The organism is Ruegeria arenilitoris (genome assembly GCF_013032855.1).
GTDB classification, from domain to species: domain Bacteria; phylum Pseudomonadota; class Alphaproteobacteria; order Rhodobacterales; family Rhodobacteraceae; genus Ruegeria; species Ruegeria arenilitoris.
Window position 1 is genome coordinate 288,111 of sequence record NZ_WQDA01000001.1, and the last position, 20,978, is coordinate 309,088.

General features: G+C 65.2%; 18 protein-coding genes. 14 read left to right on the plus strand and 4 right to left on the minus strand.

The features are described from left to right. The first annotated feature begins 168 nt into the window (after positions 1-168). On the plus strand, positions 169-1,113 hold the full coding sequence (locus tag GOW72_RS01330; protein WP_244952299.1) for a DMT family transporter: 945 nt from the start codon (positions 169-171) through the stop codon (positions 1,111-1,113). On the opposite strand, the gene GOW72_RS01335 is transcribed toward GOW72_RS01330, so the two are convergent. Further along, positions 1,110-1,685: a DUF1285 domain-containing protein gene (locus GOW72_RS01335; protein WP_170364586.1), complete on the minus strand. Its 576-nt coding sequence runs from the start codon at positions 1,683-1,685 to the stop codon at positions 1,110-1,112. The two genes, GOW72_RS01330 and GOW72_RS01335, sit on opposite strands and share 4 nt — an antisense overlap. A gap of 65 nt (positions 1,686-1,750) precedes the next feature. Here GOW72_RS01335 and GOW72_RS01340 point away from each other — a divergent pair, with 65 nt between their 5' ends. The 6 genes from GOW72_RS01340 to GOW72_RS01365 all read left to right on the plus strand — a co-directional run bounded on the left by GOW72_RS01340 (position 1,751) and on the right by GOW72_RS01365 (position 11,185). Beyond that, positions 1,751-2,758: an AAA family ATPase gene (locus GOW72_RS01340; protein ID WP_170364588.1), complete on the plus strand. Its 1,008-nt coding sequence runs from the start codon at positions 1,751-1,753 to the stop codon at positions 2,756-2,758. Continuing rightward, positions 2,755-3,630: a DUF58 domain-containing protein gene (locus GOW72_RS01345; RefSeq protein WP_170364591.1), complete on the plus strand. Its 876-nt coding sequence runs from the start codon at positions 2,755-2,757 to the stop codon at positions 3,628-3,630. Before GOW72_RS01340 ends, GOW72_RS01345 begins: the two co-directional genes overlap by 4 nt. Continuing rightward, positions 3,627-6,389 (plus strand): DUF4159 domain-containing protein, encoded by a 2,763-nt coding sequence (locus tag GOW72_RS01350; RefSeq protein ID WP_170364593.1) that lies wholly within the window; start codon positions 3,627-3,629, stop codon positions 6,387-6,389. Before GOW72_RS01345 ends, GOW72_RS01350 begins: the two co-directional genes overlap by 4 nt. Then, positions 6,386-8,428, plus strand: a complete 2,043-nt coding sequence (locus tag GOW72_RS01355) for a DUF7408 domain-containing protein (RefSeq protein ID WP_170364594.1) — start codon at positions 6,386-6,388, stop codon at positions 8,426-8,428. The genes GOW72_RS01350 and GOW72_RS01355 overlap by 4 nt, the downstream gene beginning before the upstream one ends. Positions 8,429-8,500: 72 nt before the next feature. Then, positions 8,501-10,714 (plus strand): response regulator, encoded by a 2,214-nt coding sequence (locus GOW72_RS01360; protein WP_170364597.1) that lies wholly within the window; start codon positions 8,501-8,503, stop codon positions 10,712-10,714. A 9-nt stretch (positions 10,715-10,723) separates the two neighbouring features. Continuing rightward, positions 10,724-11,185, plus strand: a complete 462-nt coding sequence (locus GOW72_RS01365; RefSeq protein WP_170364599.1) for a VOC family protein — start codon at positions 10,724-10,726, stop codon at positions 11,183-11,185. Here GOW72_RS01365 and yaaA read toward each other — a convergent pair. The 3 genes from yaaA to GOW72_RS01380 form a co-directional block, all read right to left on the minus strand. Then, on the minus strand, positions 11,176-11,946 hold the full coding sequence (yaaA, locus tag GOW72_RS01370) for a peroxide stress protein YaaA (protein ID WP_170364601.1): 771 nt from the start codon (positions 11,944-11,946) through the stop codon (positions 11,176-11,178). The genes GOW72_RS01365 and yaaA overlap by 10 nt on opposite strands. Before the next feature lie 34 nt (positions 11,947-11,980). Continuing rightward, on the minus strand, positions 11,981-14,020 hold the full coding sequence (gene recQ, locus GOW72_RS01375; RefSeq protein WP_170364603.1) for a DNA helicase RecQ: 2,040 nt from the start codon (positions 14,018-14,020) through the stop codon (positions 11,981-11,983). Between the two features lie 76 nt (positions 14,021-14,096). Next, positions 14,097-14,384, minus strand: a complete 288-nt coding sequence (locus tag GOW72_RS01380) for a YggT family protein (RefSeq protein WP_005980077.1) — start codon at positions 14,382-14,384, stop codon at positions 14,097-14,099. Between the two features lie 131 nt (positions 14,385-14,515). Between GOW72_RS01380 and GOW72_RS01385 the strand changes: the two genes are divergently transcribed. From GOW72_RS01385 to GOW72_RS01415, 7 genes are all read left to right on the plus strand, one after another. Next, a complete protein-coding gene (locus GOW72_RS01385) occupies positions 14,516-15,883 on the plus strand; it encodes an MFS transporter (protein WP_170364604.1) in 1,368 nt (455 codons plus the stop codon). Further along, positions 15,880-16,743, plus strand: coding sequence for a penicillin-insensitive murein endopeptidase (gene mepA, locus GOW72_RS01390; RefSeq protein ID WP_170364071.1), 864 nt, complete (start codon positions 15,880-15,882; stop codon positions 16,741-16,743). Before GOW72_RS01385 ends, mepA begins: the two co-directional genes overlap by 4 nt. After that, positions 16,716-17,600 (plus strand): esterase-like activity of phytase family protein, encoded by an 885-nt coding sequence (locus GOW72_RS01395; protein ID WP_170364605.1) that lies wholly within the window; start codon positions 16,716-16,718, stop codon positions 17,598-17,600. The genes mepA and GOW72_RS01395 overlap by 28 nt, the downstream gene beginning before the upstream one ends. Before the next feature lie 91 nt (positions 17,601-17,691). Beyond that, the gene (locus GOW72_RS01400) at positions 17,692-18,339 is read left to right on the plus strand and encodes a queuosine precursor transporter (protein WP_170364606.1); all 648 of its coding nucleotides are present in this window, start codon (positions 17,692-17,694) and stop codon (positions 18,337-18,339) included. Positions 18,340-18,603: 264 nt separating this feature from the next. Further along, positions 18,604-19,023 carry an alternative ribosome rescue aminoacyl-tRNA hydrolase ArfB gene (gene arfB, locus GOW72_RS01405; protein ID WP_170360441.1) on the plus strand — a complete coding sequence of 140 codons (420 nt, stop codon included), beginning with the start codon at positions 18,604-18,606 and terminating at the stop codon, positions 19,021-19,023. A 60-nt stretch (positions 19,024-19,083) separates the two neighbouring features. Next, positions 19,084-19,830, plus strand: a complete 747-nt coding sequence (locus GOW72_RS01410) for an SDR family oxidoreductase (RefSeq protein ID WP_170364607.1) — start codon at positions 19,084-19,086, stop codon at positions 19,828-19,830. A 72-nt stretch (positions 19,831-19,902) separates the two neighbouring features. Beyond that, entirely contained in the window at positions 19,903-20,916 is a 1,014-nt protein-coding gene (locus tag GOW72_RS01415) for a P1 family peptidase (RefSeq protein WP_170364608.1), read from the plus strand. The last annotated feature ends 62 nt before the right edge of the window (positions 20,917-20,978 follow it).

Consider the following 20,978-nt stretch of genomic DNA (forward strand, 5'->3'; position numbering starts at 1 on the left):
CTCGGTCCGATGGCGTGCTGACCTTAGTCGCGGGCGGCGCGCAGAGAAAGGGTTTGAAAACGACAATATGTCGAAAATCGGCCAGACCGGCGCGGGCCGAATGTGAAGGGTCGGGGTATTGCAGCGAATCATTTTCGTGGCGCTGCACCAACAAAAGGATTGAAACCGATGGCGATGAGTCCGGACCCCGTTCGCGGGCCCAGTTTCGCTGTGCCCAGTGCGCGGCAATCCGCCTTGTCCGGAAACGGACTGGCGGTGGCGTCGATGCTGACTTGGGCAGCCGGATTCCCGGCGGCCGAGATCCTGCTGCAGACCTGGCCGCCAGTTGCCTTGCTGGCCGCGCGGCTGATGCTGGCGGTGGCCGTGATGATCCCGATCTGGCTGTGGATCGATGGCGCGGACGCGGCGCTGCGGGCGCGTTGGGCCCATGCGATGCGAGTGGGCGGGTTTGGCCTTGGATTGGGCATGTTCCTGATCATCCTCGCGCAGAAACTGACCGATCCCGTGACCGTTGCCATTATTGCGTCCTGCGCGCCCTTGATTGCGACACTGCTCGAGTTGGCCGCGGGAACGCGCAGATTGCGCTGGAACTTCGCGCTGGGGGTTGCTGTTTCGATCATAGGCGGCCTGATCGCGACCAGCGCGGTGGCGCCGGCCCAGCTGGGACTGGGCGCGCTTTGCGCAATCGCCTCGACCGCGCTGTTCTGCTGGGCCAGCATGGCGACCGCGCGGGACTTCCCGGACCTCAGCCAAACCGGACGTACCACGATCACGCTGATCGGCGGCACGTTCATGGCCGGCGCGCTGTTCTATCTGTCGAGCGTCCTCGGGTTCGAAGTCTGGCCATCGTCGCCGATCGACCCGCAGCAGGCAGGAATGCTGGCGATCTACGCCGTGATCTCTCTCGGCCTCAGCCAGGTCCTGTTCATCGCTTCGATCGGCCGGCTGGGTGTTGCTCTGGCGTCATTCCACATCAATGTGGCCCCGTTCTACGTGATGCTCATCATGGTGGTTCTGGGTTCGGAGTGGAACTGGACCCGGGCGCTGGGCGCCGGAGTCGTGGCGCTGGCGGTTGTCCTTGCGCAAGACCGTCCCGCACGACGGGTTGCCTAAGGCGTTTCCTCGGCGCGACCCAAGACAAAGAACTGCCCGCCGGACCAGACCCCGACCTGCCCGGCGCGTTCCGTCGCAATGTCCACAAGGCGGTAGAAACTCTTGCGGTCGATCCGCGCCTCGAGGTTCGATCGCACCAATATATAGGGTCTGGGTTCGTTTGTTTCCGGGTCGATGGCCACCCGTATCGGGTGATCCGGACCCGCCGACACCGTATCGCCGACATGGGTGGTAAAGGTCAGAACCTGATCCTCGTCCGCGCCGGTCCGGTCGAAATCGACCGCCACAAACGGCGCGTCTTCGACCCTGATGCCGACCTTCTCGACCGGGGTGACCAGAAAATAGGCGTCCCCTTTTTTCTTAAGAATTGAGGAAAAAAGCTTCACAAGCTCGAACCGGGTGATGGGCGACCCTAGGTAATACCAGGTGCCATCGCGCGCGATGCGCATGTCCAGATCGCCGCAGAACGGAGGATTCCAGCTGTCGACAGGGGGCAGACCCCGCGGTTTGGCCGCCTTGACCGAGGCCGCCAGACCCTCAGGGGACGGTTTCACAGGATTTTGTCCGCTCATTGTTTTTGCCATTTCCTCTCAGCGCGATACACTTCAACCATAATAAGTCCACGGAAGGGAAAGTCATGACCGAACCTGCCGACCTCGTCTCCGAGATCGAAGCGCTGGAAGAGAAACTGCAACAGGCCAAATCCTCGATCACCCGCCGCTTCATCGGGCAGGAGAGAGTCGTCGACCTGACGCTGACGGCGCTGCTGTGTGGCGGTCATGCCCTGCTGATCGGGCTGCCGGGCCTGGGCAAGACGCGGCTGGTAGAAACCCTGTCGACCGTCATGGGCCTGCATGGCAACCGCATCCAGTTCACACCCGACCTGATGCCGGCCGACATTCTGGGGTCCGAGGTTCTGGACACCGCCGAGGATGGCAGCCGCAATTTCCGATTCATTCCCGGCCCGATCTTCTGTGAACTCTTGATGGCGGACGAGATCAACCGCGCCAGCCCGCGCACCCAGTCGGCGCTGCTGCAGGCGATGCAGGAACGCACGGTGACCGTCGCGGGCGAGGATCGCGCGCTGGGCGTGCCGTTCCACGTGCTTGCCACCCAGAACCCGATTGAACAGGAGGGCACCTATCCGCTGCCCGAGGCCCAGCTGGACCGTTTCCTGGTGCAGGTCGACGTGAACTATCCCGACCGCCAGACCGAGCGTGACATCCTGCTGGCCACCACCGGCGTGGCCGAGGAAGAGGCGCACCAGATCTTCACCAAGGAAGAATTGCTGGCCGCGCAGGTTCTGCTGCGCCGGATGCCGGTGGGCGAGTCGGTTGTTGAACTGATCCTCGATCTGGTGCGCGCGTTCCGCCCCGAAGAACCTGGCGTGTCCGAGCGCGTGTCCGAGACCGTCGCCTGGGGCCCCGGCCCGCGCGCGGCGCAGGCGCTGATGATGACGGTGCGGGCGCGGGCGATGCTGCAGGGCAGGCTGGCTCCCAATGCCGAAGACGTGCTGGACATGGCGCGCCCTGTGCTCAGCCACCGGATGGCGCTGAACTTCGCCGCGCGGGCGCGCGGTGACAGCCTGGCCGACCTGATCGAAACCACCGCGGCCGGGCTTGTCCGGGCTGAGGCGGCGGCGTGAACGCGGCCCGCACCCTTCGCGAAAGATCCGAGGCCGAGGCGTCCCGGCTGCCGCCGCTGTTGGCGCGGGCCGAACACCTGGCCGGAACCGTGCTGCTGGGCGATCACGGCCGGCGGCGTTCGGGGTTGGGCGATGATTTCTGGCAATATCGACCGGCCCAGATCGGCGACAGCCGGCGGATGATCGACCATCGGCGCTCGGCCCGCGGCGATCAACAATATGTGCGCGAACGCGAATGGCAGATCGCGCAGTCGATCATGCTGTGGGTCGATCAGGGCGCCTCGATGCGCTTTGCGTCCGATAAATCCCTGCCCACCAAGGCCGACCGGGCGCGTTTGCTGGGGCTGGCCACGGCGATCCTGCTGGTGCGCGGGGGCGAGCGTGTGGGCCTGACGGGAACCACCCTGCCGCCCCGGCGCGGCAATGCCCAGATCATCCGGCTGGCGCAGGCCTTGTCCGAAGATACCGAGGCCGATTATGCCCCGCCCGAGCACCGCGCCATGATTCCCCATGCCCGCGCCGTGTTCATGTCTGACTTCCTCGGCCCGCTGGACGAGGTCGAACTGGCCCTGACCAAGGCCGCCGACCGCGGCGTGCGCGGTGTGCTGCTGCAGGTTCTGGACCCGGGCGAGGAGAACTTTCCCTATCGCGGGCGCACCATCTTCGAAAGCGTTGGCGGCACGGTCCGGCACGAGACACTGAAGGCGGGCGACCTGCGCGAGCGCTATCTGGCGCGGCTGGCGCGGCGCAAGGATGACCTGACCCGCCTGTGCCGGGTGACCGGCTGGCAGCTGGGCCTGCACCATACGGGCGACAGCGCGCAGGCGGCCCTATTGTGGCTCTATCGTGCGCTGGACGGAGGGGCGCGATGACGGTTCTGGCGGGCATCGGCTTTACCGCGCCATGGGTGTTGCTGGGTCTGCTGACCCTGCCGATCCTGTGGCTGATCCTGCGCGCCGTGCCGCCCGCGCCGATCCGCCGGCTGTTCCCGGCGGTGACCCTGTTGCTGGGCCTGAAGGACGACGAGAGTGTATCCGACCGCACCCCGTGGTGGCTGCTGCTGCTGCGGATGCTGGCGGCAGCGGCGATCATCATTGGTCTGGCCGGCCCGGTGCTGAACCCGTCGCGCGACCAAACCGGATCGGGGCCGCTGCTGCTGGTGCTGGATGCCAGCTGGGCCGGGGCCACGCGCTGGCCCGCCACGCTGGAGCAGATCGACGCGCAGCTGACCGAAGCCGGGCGGGCCGGGCGCCCGGTGTCGATTCTGCGACTGACCGAGCCGGAACCGCCGGTTTTCCAGGCCGCCGAAGCCTGGCGCAACCGCCTGCCCGGGCTGGTTCCGCAGCCGTGGCAGCCGGACGCGGCGCAGATCGAACAGGCGCTGGCCGACCTGTCGGCGGTCGAGGGCGGGTTCGACACGCACTGGTTCACCGACAAGCTGGACTATCCGGGCCGTGAAACCCTGCTGTCTGCACTTCAGGCGCGGGGCGCGGTCACGGTCTATCGCGCGGCGGCGCCGATCCTGGCGCTGCGGCCGGCCACCTATCAGGACGGGGCGATCCGGCTGACCGCGGTGCGCGCCACACCCGGTCCGGCGCAGACCGTCACCATCAATGCGCAGGGGCGCGACCCTGCGGGCGTGATGCGCCTGCTGCAATCGGTCGAGGTCAGCTTTGACAGCGGCGCGACCGAGGCGCAGGCCGATCTGGCGTTGCCGTCCGAACTACGCGCCCGCATCACGCGGTTCGAGCTGCAGGGCCAGCGGTCGGCCGGGGCGGTGTCGCTGACCGATGACAGCCTGCGCCGGCGCGAGGTCGCCCTGATCGCCGGAACCGTCAACCGCGAGGGGCTGGAGCTGCTGTCGCCGCTGCACTACCTGACGCAGGTGCTGATCCCCACCGCCGATTTCGTCGAGGGCGGGCTGACCGAGGTTCTGCCCGCCAACCCGGATGTGATCGTGCTGGCCGATGTGGCCAAGCTGACCCCCAGCGAACAGGCCGGTTTGGTCGAATGGGTCGAACAGGGCGGGCTGTTGCTGCGCTTTGCCGGTCCGCACATGGCAGGCAGCGATCTGGGCCGCGATGCCGAAGACACGTTGCTGCCGGTGCGGCTGCGCAGCGGTGGCCGCTCGGTCGGCGGCGCGATGAGCTGGGGCGAAGCCAAGGGGCTGGCGCCTTTCCAGGAAGGCTCGCCCTTTTACGGGTTGCGCATTCCAGACGACGTGACCGTCAGCACCCAGGTGATGGCGCAGCCCGACCCGAACCTGGCCGACCGGGTGATCGCCGCGCTGTCGGATGGCACCCCGCTGGTGACGCGCAAGCCACTGGGCCTGGGTCAGGTGGTGCTGTTCCACGTCACCGCCGATGCCGAATGGTCGACGCTGCCGCTGTCGGGCCTGTTCGTCGAAATGCTCGACCGGCTGGCCGTGGCCTCGGCCGCCAAGACGCGGCAGGTCGAACAGCTGCAAGGCACCACGTGGGAGCCGATTCAGGTGATGGACGGGTTCGGAACCCTGTCTGATGCGGGCAATCTGGCCGGTGTCGATGGCCCTGCGCTGATATCCGGCGCCCTTGGCCCCGACTTGCGCCCGGGTCTGTATGAAAGCGGCAAGCAGAAACTGGCCCTGAACGTGCTCACCGAGGACAGCACGCTGCGCCCGATAAGTTGGCCTGCGGATGTGCCGATCAAGGGGCAGGAGGTCAGTGCCGAAACGCCGATCGGGGGTCTGCTGCTGAGCCTGGCCCTGATCCTGCTGACGGTTGACGTCGTGGCCTCGCTGGCGCTGTCGGGGCGTCTGGGGCTGGCGCGGGCGGCGGCGGTCGCACTGGGCGCGCTTCTGATCGCACCGCAAGCGCAGGCGCAGACGCCTGAAGAGACTGAATTCGCCCTGCAGGCGACCAAGGAATTGGTTTTGGCCCATGTACTGACCGGCAATGCCCAGATTGACGACGTCGCCCATGCCGGGCTGCGCGGCCTGTCGCAAACTCTGTTTTATCGCACGTCCGTCGAACCGGCCGAGCCTATGGGCGTGGACCTCGAACGTGATGAACTGGCCTTCTTCCCGCTGCTCTACTGGCCGATCACGCCGGATCAGCCCCAGCCTTCGGCCGAAGCTTATGCCAAGCTGAATGGATATCTGCGGTCGGGCGGGATGATCCTGTTTGACACGCGGGACGCCAACATCGCCGGGTTTGGCGCCTCGAGCCCCAATGGCCGCAAGCTGCAGCAACTGGCTGCTCCGCTGAATATCCCTGCGTTGGAGCCTGTTCCGCGCGATCACGTCCTGACCCGTGCGTTCTACCTGTTGCAGGATTTCCCCGGTCGCTTTGCCGGAACCGAGGTCTGGGTCGAGGCCGCGCCGCTGGACGCCGAACAGATCGAAGGTATGCCCTTCCGCAACCTCAACGACAACGTCACCCCGGTGGTGATCGGTGGCAACGACTGGGCCGGGGCCTGGGCAATCGACGGGAACGGGCAGGCGCTGCTGCCGGTCGGGCGCGGCTATGCCGGAGAACGCCAGCGCGAGCTGGCCAACCGGTTCGGCGTCAACCTGGTCATGCACGTGCTGACCGGGAACTACAAATCCGATCAGGTGCACGTGCCTGCTCTGCTTGACAGGTTGGGCCAATGACCGGTTCCGTCATCTTTGACCCGCTGATCCCGTGGCCCGTGCTGGTGGTCATCGGTTCGATCGCTTTGGCCGCGACGGTTCTGGCGCTATGGCGCGGGCTGTCGGGTTGGGCGTTGCGCGGACTGGCGGCGCTGGTGCTGCTGGCGGCTTTGTCCGGCCCTGTCTACCAGATCGAGGACCGCGCCCCGCTGACCGACATTGTGTTGATGATCGAGGATGAAAGCGCCAGCCAAACCCTGTCGGACCGCGCCGAACAGACCGCGCAGACCGCCGAGGCCCTGGCCGCCGAGATCGAGGCCCGCGACAACACCGAACTGCGCCGCATCACCGTGGGCGACGGCGACGGAGACGAAGGTACCCAGGTGATGGCGGCGCTGAATGCCGCGCTGGCCGAGGAACCGCGCGCCCGGATCGCCGGAATTCTGGTCCTGTCGGACGGCATCGTGCATGACGTCGATCAGGCCCCCGACCTGCCCGCGCCGATGCACCTGTTGCAGACCGGTCGCGCGCAGGACTGGGACCGCCGCCTGATCGTGCGCAACGCGCCGGCCTTTGCCATCATCGATGAGCCCGTCACTCTGACCTTGCGGGTCGAGGACAGTGGCGCGGTGCCCGCCGGTCCGGCGTCCGCCCCGCTCGAGATTGCGGTGGACGGGGGCGAGCCGCAGCAGTTCAGCATCCCGATCGGTGTGGATGTCGAGCTGCCGGTGACCCTGCCCCATGGCGGGCGCAACGTCATCCAGTTCACGGTTTCGCAGGCCGACGGCGAACTGACCGACCGCAACAACACCGCCTTGATCCAGATGAACGGCGTGCGCGACCGGCTTCGGGTTCTGTTGGTTTCGGGCGAGCCGCATCCGGGCGGGCGAACCTGGCGCAATCTGCTGAAATCCGACAGCTCGGTCGATCTGGTGCATTTCACCATCCTGCGCCCACCCGAGAAACAGGACGGGGTTCCGGTGGACGAACTGTCGCTGATCGCATTCCCCACGCGCGAGTTGTTTCTGGAGAAGATCAACGATTTCGACCTGATCATCTTTGACCGCTACAAGCGGCGCGGCATCCTGCCCGCGATCTATCTGGACAACGTGACCAACTACATCAATGACGGCGGTGCGGTGCTGATTGCGGCCGGGCCTGACTTTGCCACCGCCGACAGCATCTTCCGCTCGCCCCTGTCTGCGATCCTGCCGGCGCAACCCTCGGCCCGGGTCATCGAAGAACGCTACGTGCCCACGGTGACAGACCTGGGCCAGCGTCATCCGGTGACCGCCGATCTGGGTGAGACGGGCGACTGGGGCGCATGGCTGCGGCAGATCGACGTGAAACAGCGCTCGGGTGAATTGTTGATGACCGGCGTCGACGACCGTCCGCTGCTGGTGCTGGACCGTGTGGGGGAAGGGCGCGTGGCGTTGCTGGCCTCGGACCACGCCTGGCTGTGGAGCCGTGGCTACGAGGGCGGTGGCCCGCAGTTGGAACTGCTGCGCCGCCTTGCCCACTGGATGATGAAAGAGCCCGAGCTTGAAGAAGAGGCGCTGTGGGCAGAGGCCAACGGGCAGTCAATGCGCATCATCCGCCAGACCCTGAACGAAGAGGTGGGCCCCGTCACGGTCACCCGACCCAATGGCGACACGCTTGAAGTGCCCTTGCGCGAATTGTCCCCCGGTCGGTTCGAGGCGCAGTATTTCGGCCCTGAAATTGGGCTTTATCGCCTGCAGGAAGGTGAGCTGTCCTCGGTCATCGGCCTTGGCCCTGCGGCGCCGCGGGAATTCGAACGCACCATCGCAACAGCCGAAATCCTTGAACCGGTCATGGCCGGGATGCGCGGCGGGGTGATCCGGGTCGAGGACGGGCTGCCGGCAATCCGCAACGTGCGCGCCGGGCGTCCTGCGGCCGGGCGTGGCTGGATCGGTCTGACCCCGCGCGAGGCATATGAAACCCGTGACGTGACCCAGGCCGGACTGTTGCCTCCCTGGCTGGTGCTGCTGCTGGCGGGTGGCTTCCTGCTGGCGGGCTGGCTGCGCGAAGGACGGCGCTGACCGGCCTTTGGTCTTAAACAGATTTTCACGGTCTGCGGGAATGCTGATCCCGAACCGACCGGGAAGATGACCATGAGTCTTGCAGAAAAACTGGCACAGGAACGGCGGGCGCGTCTGGCCGCCGAACGCATGCTTGCACTTAAGCAAAGTGAACTGTCCGAGGCCAATCGCAAGCTGGGCGAATATGCGATGGCCCTGACCAAACGTATCGGCGAGACCGAGGCCGAGGTCGAAACCGTGCGTGGCGAGAATGAAAAGGTCAAATCGGACCTGACCGTTGCAAATGCCAAGATCGAAGTGGCCGAACGCCGCCTCTGGCACTCGATCCAGACGATCCAGGACGGTTTCGCCTTCTTCGACGGCAGTGATCGGTTGATCAGCGCAAATACGGCCTATCTGAGCGTATTCGAAGGACTGGATGAGGTCGCGCCCGGGATTTCATACCCCCGCATTCTTGATCTGCTGACCACAGAGGGCATCATCGATATCGGGTCGGAACCGGCCGAGGCGTGGAAAACCCGCATGATGCGCCGCTGGACCCGGATCAACCCGCCGCCCGAAGTGATCCAGCTGTGGAATGGGCAATATATCAAGCTGATCGACCAGCGCGGGCAGGGCGGCGATGTGGTCAGTCTGGCCCTGAACATCACGGCCTCGGTCCAGCATGAGGCGCAACTGCAAGCCGCGCGCGAAAAGGCCGAGGCCGCCAACCGGGCCAAGTCGGCTTTCCTTGCCAATATGAGCCATGAGATCCGGACCCCGATGAATGGCATCGTCGGGATGACCGACCTGCTGTCGGAAACCCCTCTGAATGAGGAGCAGAGGCTTTATGTCGATACGATCCGCAATTCGGGGGACGCGCTGCTGGTCATCATCAATGACGTTCTGGACTATTCCAAGATCGAAGCGGACAAGCTTGTGCTGCATCCGGAGGATTTCGATCTTGAACGTTGCATCCTCGAAGTTGCGATGCTGCTGCAGCCCACGGTGCGCGACAAGGGGCTGACCTTGCTGGTCGACTATGACCTGTTCCTGCCGACGCTGTTCGTGGGCGATCCGGGCCGGGTGCGTCAGGTGCTGACCAATCTGGTGGGCAACGCGGTCAAATTCACCGCCCAAGGCCATGTTCTGATCCGGGTCACCGGAGTACCCCATGCCGATCAGAAGACCTGCGACATCCATATTGCGATCGAAGACACCGGAATCGGCATCGAAGCGGACAAGATCGAGCACATATTTGGCGAGTTCAATCAGGTCGAAAACGAAAAGAACCGCGCCTTTGACGGCACTGGCCTTGGTCTGGCCATCACCAAACGCCTGATTACCTTGATGGGTGGCTCGATCTGGGTCGAGAGCGAGGCCAGCAAGGGGTCGTGCTTTGGGTTCCGCATCACGCTGCCCACCGCCGAAGGCCCTCAACCGGCTCCGCCTGCCTTGGCGGACAGGCTGGAACATGTCCTCGTGGTCGAGGATCTGGCGGTCAATCGGGCCATTCTGAACAAGCAGCTGCGGCGTTTGGGGGCCGAGGTGACGGTTTGCGCCACAGGCACCGAAGCGCTGAGGGCGGTGGAAGCGTCGATCGACCTGATCCTTTGCGATCACGATCTGCCTGACATGGACGGGCTGGATTTGGCGGAAACTCTGCGCAAGCGAGGCTGGTCCGACGTTCCGATCGTGCTGATGTCCGCAAACCCGGCCATCGTGCACGCCGATCCGAACCATCGGCTGATACAAGGGGTGGTTCAGAAACCGATCCCACGGGCCGAGCTGTTCTCGCGGCTTCAGGCGCTGGGCGCCGCTGTGTTGCCTGCGCCTGTTTCCCCGCCCTGCCGCGCGGAGCCGGCCCAATCGTCCGGCGGAAACACGAAGCTGCGCAAGATGCGGGTTCTGGCCGCCGAGGACAATCGCACCAACCAGTTGATCCTGAGCAAGATGACCAAGGATCTGAACATAGACCTCAAGCTGGTGGCCAACGGGCTTGAGGCTGTTGAAGCCTTTTCGGAATTCGCGCCGGACCTGATCCTCATGGACATCTCGATGCCCAAGATGGACGGAAAGCAGGCCACGGGTGAGATCCGTAGACGCGAAATCGGCACAGGGCAGCATGTGCCGATCGTGGCGCTGACCGCTCATGCTTTGGCGGGTGACGAGCACAGCATCCTAGCGGCCGGGCTGGATCACTACCTGACGAAACCGCTTCAGAAGAAGCTGATTTGCGAGATGATCCAGTCCAACTGCCCGACGGATGCGCAACCCGTCATTGTCGCGCCGGCCGGTGCGGTCTAGGCTGTCGCTATGTCACAGGAACGAGGTTTTCGCCCCCGCGCTTTGGGTGAAATAGCAATACGCTGCGCCGACATGGCAGCGATGGTCGATTTCTATGAAAACGTCATCGGGCTGACCCGCCTGCATGGCGGTCATGACAGCGCCATCACATTCTTTCGGATTGCGGAAGGGTTCGAAGGACACACACAAGTTCTGGCGCTGTTTCACCATGGGGCAGCGCCGCGGCCGGGTTTGCACCCCACCGGTGCCGACAAACCCATGACCGGGGCGCAATCGTCGTTGCACCATATCGCCTTGTCTCTTCCTTTTGCGGAACAGGAGGCCGTCATGCGCTGGTATGATCAAATCGGCCAGCCCTATCGCGTCGAACGGTTCGGCTGGATCGGTTGGCGCGGCGTATTCACCACGGACCCCGAGGGCAACACGGTCGAGCTGGTGGCGTATGATGCCTCGATGTTGGGTCAGGCCTGATAGGGGCGCACGAATACCGGTTTGTCCGGTTCCGACAACTCAGACCGATACACATAGCCGCCGGTGTCGAAATCCCGCAGGCCCGCAGGGTCGGTCAGCCGGTGCTGGATGATGTACCGCGCCATCGAACCGCGAGCCTTTTTGGCGAAGAAGCTGACGATCTTCGGTGCGCCGTCCTTGTCCTCCATGAAGACAGGGGTGATGACCCGCAGTTTCAGCGCCTTGGGGGTCACCGCGCCGAAATACTCCTGGCTGGCGCAGTTCACTAGCGTACCGGTGCCGATCTCGTCGGCCTGCGCATTCAGCGCCTTGCTCAGCTGGTCGCGCCAATAGTCGTACAAGGACGTGCCGCGTCGGGTCTTCAGCCGGCTGCCCATTTCCAGCCGATAGGGCTGAATGGCGTCCAGCGGGCGCAACAGGCCATAAAGCCCCGACAGGATGCGCAGATGGTTCTGCGCCCAGGCCAGTTCGTCGACGTCCAGCGAAGCGGCCTCGAGCCCCTGATAGGTGTCGCCGGCAAAGGCCAGCGCGGCTGGGCGGGTGGCCTCGGGCTGCGGCGCGTCGGCAAAGGCGCGGAACCGGTCACGGTTCAGTCGGGCCAGATCGTCGCTGAGGCTCATAAGCCTTTTCAGATCCCCCAGTGTCAGGTTGCGCGCGGTCTTCGCCAACCGGATCGCGTCGTCCTGAAAATCGGGCCGGGTCGGTGCCACGTCCCGCTCTGCCCAGTCCAGCCGTTTGGCCGGAGAGATCACCACCAGCATGTCTGCCCCCGTGTTCGTGCCTGCCCGTCGATACCTAGCCCGCCGCGCGCAGCACGTCCAGAAAGGCGGCGGCGAAACGTTCGGCGCGGCGGTCGCCCAGGATCTGCTCCAACGCGCGTTCGTCTTTGGGGCGCATCTGCGCCACCTTGGCCAGTTGCGAGGCCGAACAGCTCAGCGGTTTGTCGATCCCGTCCGGTCCTCGGGCCAGCTGCGCCTGCACCTCGAGCAGACGGTCGTAGATATCGCCCTGTTCGCGCCCGGCCAGCTTCCGGCGCGCCGGGTGGACCGCCTGCGCCTCGCCCGCGACCACTTCAAGGAAGGTGTCGCCGTAGCGGTCCAGCTTTTTCGCGCCAACACCGCCGATCCGGGCCATCTCGTCCAGGGTCATGGGGCGTTGTTCCGCCATCTCGATCAGCGTGCGGTCGGGGAAGATGACATAGGCGGGCACGCGGGCGGCCTCGGCCAGCGCGCGGCGCTTGGCCTTGAGCGCCGACAGCAGGGGCGCGTCTTCTTCCGAGACCATCATCTTGACCGCGGGCCGCCGGGTGGCCTTGCGCAGCGTGTCCTTGCGCAGGGTGATCTGCGCCTCGCCCTTCAGGATCGGCTTGGCGGCCTCGTTCATGCGCAGGGCGCCGTGGCGTTCGGGGTCGGGGCGCACCAGGTCGTGGCCCATCATCTGCCGGAAGATCGCCTGCCATTGCGGGCGCGACCAGTCCTTGCCGATGCCGTAGGTGGGCAATTCGTCATGCCGCCGCGCGCGGATCTTGTCGGTGTCATTGCCCAGAAGGATGTCGATCAGGTGGCCCGAGCCGAACCATTCCTCGGTGCGCAGGATTGCCGACAGGGCCATGCGCACGGGCGTGGTGCCGTCGAACAGTTCGGGCGGGCTGTCGCACAGGTCGCATTTGCCGCAGGGCTGGGCCTCTTCCCCAAAATAGCCCAGCAGAGTCTGGCGGCGGCAGTGCAGCGCCTCGGCCAGACCCAGCAACGCGTTGAGGCGGGCATGGTCGGCGGCGCGGCGTTCGGGCGGGGCCAATCCCTCGTCGATCTGGCTGCGGCGCAGGCGGATGTCGTCGGGGCCGAACAGGGTCAGGGTCTCGGCCGGCCCACCGTCGCGTCCGGCGCGGCCGATTTCCTGGTAATAGGCCTCGATCGACTTCGGCAGGTCCGCATGGGCGACCCAGCGGATGTCGGGCTTGTCGATGCCCATGCCGAAGGCCACGGTGGCCACCACGATCAGCCCGTCCTCGCGCGCGAAACGGGTTTCGACGATGCGGCGGTCCTCGGCCTCCATCCCGCCGTGGTAGTGGCAGGCGCTGTGGCCCTGTTCGCGCAGGGCCTGCGCCAGCACTTCGGTCTTGTTGCGGGTGCCGCAATAGACGATGCCCGACTGGCCCCGGCGGGCGTCGGCGAAATCCAGGATCTGCTTGCGCGGGCTGTCCTTGGCGGCAAAGGCCAGGTGGATGTTCGGGCGATCAAAGCCGCGCAGGAACTTGCGCGGGGGCGTGCCGTCGAACAGTTTCTCGACGATCTCGTCCTGGGTTTCCGCATCCGCCGTGGCGGTGAAGGCGGCCAAGGGCATGTTCAGCGCGCGCCGCAGCTCTCCGATCCGCAGATAGTCGGGGCGGAAATCATGGCCCCACTGGCTGACGCAATGCGCCTCGTCCACGGCGATCAGGCTGACATTGATCCGCCGCAGCATCCCCAGCGCCGACCCGGCGGCCAGCCGCTCGGGCGCCATATACAGCAGTTTCAGCCGCCCGGCCTCGAGCGCCTCCCACACGGCATCGGTTTCCTCGGGTGTGTTGCCCGAGGTCAGCGCGCCGGCCTCGACCCCGGCCTCTTGCAACCCCCGCACCTGGTCGCGCATCAGCGCGATCAGCGGCGAAATCACCACCGTCACCCCGTCGCGCAGCAGGGCAGGCAATTGGAAACACAGGGATTTGCCACCCCCGGTGGGCATGATGGCCAGCACGTTCTCGCCGGCGGTCACGGCATCGACGATCTCTTCCTGCCCGGGGCGGAACTCATCGAATCCAAAGACATCTCGCAGCAGAGGCGCGGCGTCGAACATGTGCGGGGGTGCCCTGTTTCAAGATTTGACTGCTCTTGAACGGACAATCACACAGTCGGAATCGGGGAACAAGAGGTCAGTAGAAATAGACCGCGTTGTTGATAAGGATGATCCGCAGCGCATAGACCCCGATCAGCACCACCAGAGGCGTCAGGTCCAGACCGCCCATGTTGGGCAGAATGCGGCGGATCGGGCCGTATATCGGCTCGAGCAGGCGGTTCAGGCCGTACCAGATCTGGGCGACCAGCTGTTGATGCAGGTTCAGGACCTGGAAGTTGATCAGCCAGCTCATGATCACATGGGCCAGGATGATGAACCAGACGATGTCCAGGATCAGCAGCAGGATTTGGATCAGCGACAGCATGGGCACCTCGTTTTCCGTACGGCCTGAGACCTAAGTGCCCAAGCGGCAATAGGCAAGCCCGCAGTCACAGAACGCTTGCGAAATGGCCCAAAGGCCCGTCTTATGAAATCAAAAGCAGGCAAGGGGCAGAGATGGCAGAGATTTCCAAGCGCAGGCGCATCTGGGGCTGGTGGTTTTTCGACTGGGCCAGCCAGCCGTATCACACCCTGTTGGTGACCTTTGTCTTTGGCCCGTATTTCGCCGGTGTTGCGGCTGAATATTACGCAACCGCCGGGATGGATGCCGAAGCTGCCGCCGCGCAGGCGCAGACGGTCTGGGCCAACTGCCTGACGATCACCGGTCTGATCATCGCTTTCGGCGCGCCGCTGCTGGGGGCCATGGCCGATGTCTCGGGGCGGCGCATCCCGTGGATCTTTGCCTTTTCGGTGATGTATGCCGTGGGGTCTGCTGCGCTGTGGTTCACGCTGCCGGACGGGTCGAACATGTGGCTGATGCTGTCGGCCTTCGGTCTGGGCTTCGTGGGGGCCGAATACGCGCTGATCTTCATCAACTCGCAACTGCCCGATCTGGGGGGCGACGATGAGGTGGGCGAGATCTCGGGCTCGGGCTTTGCCTTCGGCTATTTCGGCGGGCTGATTTCCTTGGCGATCATGCTGGCGCTGTTCGTCGAGCAGCCCAACGGCAAGACGCTGATCGGGATGGAGCCGCTGTTCGGTCTGGACGCCGGCACGCGCAAAGGCACGCGTTTCGTGGGGCCGTTCACCGCCGGGTGGTTCATCCTGTTCATGGTCCCGTATTTCCTGTGGGTTCGCGACGATCCTGCCGCCGACAAGAAAGGCAGCGTATCCGAGGCGCTACGCCTGCTGGGCAAATCCGTGGCCGCCTTGCGGTACCGGGTCAGCCTTGCCAGCTATCTGGGGTCATCGATGTTCTACCGGGACGCGCTGAACGGGCTGTACAGTTTCGGCGGCGTCTATGCGCGGCTGGTGCTGGAATGGGACCTGATCAAGATCGGTGTCTTCGGCATCATCAGCGTGCTGGCTTCGGCGGTCTTCGCCTGGGTCGGCGGAAAGCTGGACCGGAAATTCGGCCCCAAGCCGGTGATCCTGACCGCGATCTGGGTTCTGATCCTGGTCTGCACCACCATCGTGTCGATGGACCGGACGCAGATCTTCGGCATCGCCCTGCCCCAAGGGTCGGGCCTGCCGGACATGGTGTTCTTTGGCTGCGGCATCCTGATCGGCGGGATGGGGGGCATTCTGCAATCGGCCAGCCGTTCGTTGATGGTGCGCCACACCGACCCGGCCGCCCCGGTCGAGAGCTTTGGCCTCTATGGTCTGTCGGGCCGCGCCACCGCTTTTGCGGCGCCTTTGCTGATCGGAATTGCAACAACCGCGACCGGCAGCGCTCGGTTGGGGGTGTCTCCGATCGTCGGGTTGTTTATTCTGGGATTGTTCCTAATGCGCTGGGTCAAACCGGAAGGGGATCAGAGTAGATGATTTCATTACGTTTTTTGGTATTTTTGGCAGGAATTGCGCTGGCCGGGGCGGCTGGTGCCCAACCGCTGGCCAAGCAGTTGTTCGGGGCTCAGAAGGACAGTTCGCAACAAAAACCGGCCGCTTTCGGCAGTTATTCGCGCGGATGCGCCGCCGGATCGGTGCAACTGCCCGAGACCGGACCCACCTGGCAGGCGATGCGTCTGTCGCGCAACCGCAACTGGGGCCACCCGCAGTCCATCGATTTCGTGCAGGACCTCAGCCGTTTTGCGGCAAAGCAACCGGGGTGGAACGGGCTTTACATCGGGGATATCAGCCAGCCGCGGGGCGGGCCTATGACCTCGGGCCACCGCAGCCACCAGCTTGGCTTGGACATCGACATCTGGATGCTACCCGGTGACAACATGCGCCTGTCGCGCAAGGCGCGCGAGAACATCTCGTCGATCTCCTTGCGGCGCTCGAACGGCGCCTATGTGAACGGCAACTGGACGAAACAGCACCACGCCATCCTGCGCGAGGCGGCCAAGGACAAACGCGTGGCCCGCATCTTCGTGTTTCCGGGCGCCAAGGTGCAGATGTGCAAGGAAGAGAAGGGCAACCGTGCCTATCTGCGCAAGATCCGGCCCTGGTGGGGGCATCATTATCACTTCCACGTCCGGCTGAACTGCCCGCGCGGCTCGCGCGGGTGCGTCAATCAGGATCCGCCGCCCAAGGGTGACGGCTGCGCCGAGGCCGAACAGTGGGTGCGCAACATCCTGAACCCGCCGCCGCCCGACCCCAACGCGCCGCCTCCGAAGAAACGTCGTGAGTATGTTCTGGCGGATCTGCCCCAGCAATGCGCCGCCGTCTTGCAGTCCAACTGATCGCCAGCCTGTTTCTGGCCGGTTCCGCCTGGGCGGTCGAAGTCAAATCGGCCGAATATCTGGGCAGCTTTGCATGGCGCGCCGGCCATGACTGGTTCGGCGGGTTTTCCGCCATCCATGTCTCGGATGACGGGCAGCTCGCATGGGTGCTGAGCGACCGCTCCACCCTGGCATCGGTCCGCATCGACCGGGATGGCGATGAGATTGTCGGCATCCGTATTGTTGGCCACTGGCCGGTTCTGTCCAGCCGGGGACGGTTCATGCCCGGCAGCTCGGGTGACTCCGAGGGGCTGGCGCTGGCGCCGGATGGCAGCTTCTTCATTTCGTTCGAAGGCGTGCATCGCGTGGCCCGTTATGCCGCGCCCGGTGCCCATGCTCAGGTGCTGCCGCGCCCCAAGGCCTTTGACGCGCTCGACCAGAATGGTTCGTTCGAGGGGCTGGCCATCGACGCCCAGGGTCGCCTGTACACGTTGCCCGAGAAAAGCCGCACGGCAAATGGCGACATTCCGGTCTATCGGTGGAACGGGCGCGCCTGGTCCACGCCCTTTGTCCTGACGCAGCGGGACGGTTTTCTGCCCGTAGCGGCCGATTTCGGTCCGGACGGGCGGTTCTACGTTCTGGAACGCGCGGTCTCGCTGACCGGGTTCCGGTCGCGTTTGCGTCGGTGGCGGATCGCGGGTGATACACCTGCGGCCGAGGAAATCCTGTTCCAGACCGGAACCGGAACCCATGACAATCTCGAGGGGCTGTCGGTCTGGCGCGACGGGCAGGGGCGGTTGCGGGCCACGATGATCTCGGACGACAACTTTCTGGCGCTGCAGCGTACCGAACTGGTCGAGTATCTGCTGCCGGATTGACACGGGCCGATCCCGGGTCTAGAAGCGCGGCTTGCCTTGGGACGGTCCCTTGGCCAAGTCGCCGCTACCTTGTCAAAACGGGCATCAGAACATGCAACGCAACTTTATCCCCGGCATTCTTGCCATGGCCGCCATCGTCGTGGTCTCGAACATCCTGGTCCAGTTCCTGATCTTTGATGGGCTGTTGACCTGGGGTGCCTTCACCTACCCGCTGGCCTTTCTGGTCACCGACATCATGAACCGCGTCTATGGCGTGGGCCCGGCCCGCAAGGTCGTCTTCGCGGGCTTCGTCACCGGCGTGATCTGCTCGCTGATCGGCAGCCAGATCATGCTGCAGGGCAACGGCTTCACCTACGCCGCCGTGCCGCTGCGCATCGCCGTGGCTTCGGGAACGGCGTTCCTGATCGCGCAGCTGACCGACGTCACCGTGTTCAACGCCATGCGTGAAGGCCGCTGGTGGCGCGCGCCGCTGGTATCCACCCTGGTCGGATCGGCGCTGGATACCGCGATCTTCTTCACCATCGCCTTCTCGGCCTCGGTGACCTTCTTCGGCGCCGATGCGGATGCGGCCATCAACTGGGCGTGGGAGCCTGTGCCCTTCATGCTGTCGGGCCCCGAGGCGCCCCTGTGGGTGACGCTGGCCTTTGCCGACTGGCTGGTGAAGCTGTCGCTGGCCTTGGTCGCACTGATCCCCTTCAAGGTGATCGTTGCGCGATTGACCGCTGCACAGCCTGCGTAAAAAAAGTGCTTTGAGAATGGCGCATCTTGTGTCACGCTTCTTTTCAACCGCAACAGATAGAAAAGGAGGTGATCCAGTGTCGAGAAAGAGATTGGAGAGAGGTGTCGGAACAACCGGGGGGACCGCCTGCTAGGGCAGCCCTTGGCGGAGCGCGCGCTCCGGCTGGTCGATTGATCTAACCGACCCGACCTCCTGAACTTTCGAAGGGCCGTCCCGCCGGGGCGGCCCTTTCTGTTTCCGGGTGGCGCCTGTAAGGTCGCGCCCATGTTGCGCATCACCGAAGATATCACCCTGCACGATTGGGAAATGACCGAGAGCTTCATCCGCGCTTCGGGGCCCGGCGGGCAGAACGTGAACAAGGTCTCGACCGCGGTCGAGCTGCGCTTCGAGGCGGCGCGCTCGCCCTCGCTGCCCGATCCGGTCAAGGCGCGGCTGAAACGGCTGGCCGGGCGGCGCTGGACCAAGGATGGTGCAATCATCATCCAATGCGACGAAACCCGCAGCCAGGCCCGCAACCGCGAGATCGCCCGCGCCCGTCTGGCCGAGCTGATCGGCAAGGCGCTGGTCAAACCCAAGCGGCGGATCGCGACGAAACCCACCTATGGCTCGGTCAAGCGCCGGCTGGCGGCCAAAAAGGCCCGGTCCGACGTCAAGGCGCTGCGCGGCAAGGTGGCGGAAGATTGATCTGGCATCTTTCCATGCCGTTGCTAGTCTGACTGCGACAGGCGGCAGGGAGGCAAAGCCATGAGGCTGGAGGGAAAAACCGCAATCGTGACCGGCGGCGCATCCGGGTTCGGGGCCGGGATCGTGCAGAAATTCCTGTCCGAGGGCGCACGGGTGATGATCGCCGACATCAACGGGGATGCCGCGCGTCACATGGCGGCAACGCTGGGCCCTCTGGCCGACCACTGCCAGGTGGATGTCTCCGACGGCGACTCGGTCCAAGCGATGGCGGATGCGGCGCTGGGACTTTATGGCCATCTGGACATCCTGGTGAACAATGCCGGTGTGACCCACCTGCCGACGCCGCTGGAGGAGGTCAGCGAAGAAGACTTCGACCGTGTCTATCGCGTGAACATGAAGTCGGTCTTTCTGACTGCGCGGTCGCTGGTGCCACATATGAAAGCGCGCGGGGCGGGTGCGATCCTGAACGTCGCCTCGACCGCCGGATTGTCGCCGCGCCCGAATCTGAACTGGTACAACGCCTCCAAGGGCTGGATGATCACCGCGACCAAGACGATGGCGGTCGAGCTGGCCCCGTCCGGTGTGCGCGTGAACGCGATCTGCCCGGTGGCGGGGGAAACGCCCCTGCTGAAATCCTTCATGGGCGAGGACACGCCCGAAATCCGCGCCAGGTTCCTGTCGACCATCCCGTTGGGCCGGTTCTCGACCCCGCAGGACATGGGCAACGCCGCCTGTTTCCTGTGCTCGGACGAGGCCAGCATGATCACCGGCACCGCGCTCGAGGTGGACGGCGGCCGCTGCATCTGAGCCAGTCCTTCATCTGGCCAATAATACCCCGTCGGAGGCAGCCCGCCTTCCCGCAGCAAAGGACAAACCCAAATGACCCCCGGACCCAGAAACCTGATCACAGACGTGCCCGGCCTGCTGGTGGGCAACGCACAGGATGCGGCTCTGAAATCAGGTGTCACCGTCCTGACCGGAGATCAGCCCCTGCGGGCCTCGGTGCATGTGATGGGGGGCGCCCCGGGCACGCGCGAGACCGATCTGCTGGCCGCCGACAAGACGGTCGACCGGGTGGATGCGATCGTTCTTTCTGGTGGCTCGGCCTTCGGGCTGGATGCCTGTTCGGGCGTGATGGACGCGCTGCATGCACAGGGACGCGGGTTTCAGGTGGGGCCGGCCGTGGTGCCGATCGTACCCGGGGCGATTCTGTTCGACCTGCTGAACGGCGGCGACAAGGCGTGGGGTGAAAACCCGTACCGCGCCTTGGGCCGCGCCGCATTTGACGACGCGGCGGAGACGTTCGATCTGGGCAGCGCCGGGGCCGGAACCGGCGCTCTGACGGCCATGTGCAAGGGCGGGCTGGGCTCGGCCTCGGCGATTTTGCCGGGCGGCGTGACCGTGGGTGCGCTGGTTGCGGCCAACCCGCTGGGCAGCGTCACCACCCCGGGCGACCGGCATTTCTGGGGCGCCCCGTTCGAGATCGGGGCCGAGTTCGGCGGGCGGGGGCCGGATGCGGCGTCCGGTCTGGGGGACCCCGCGCCCAGCCGCAAGGCACGGGCGATGGGCCATCCCCCGCCCGACAAGGCCAACACGACCATCGCCATCGTCGCCACCGACGCGGCCCTGACCAAACCGCAATGCCAGCGCATAGCGGTGGCCGCCCATGACGGGATCGCCCGCGCCATCCTGCCCGCCCACACGCCGGGCGATGGAGACCTGGTGTTCGGCGTCAGCACGGGGCGGATCCCTTCGGCCGAGGCCGATCTGGCCTTGCTGGGCCACGCCGCCGCCCTGTGCCTGACCCGCGCCATCGCACGCGCGGTCTACCATGCGAAACCGGCGCCGGGCGACCTGTTGCCGTGCTGGTCGGATCTGCAAAATACGCCTTGAAAATATACCTTTTCGACTGCGTCAGGTCGCCGCCGCGCGTCAAATTGCGCATTGACTCTGCG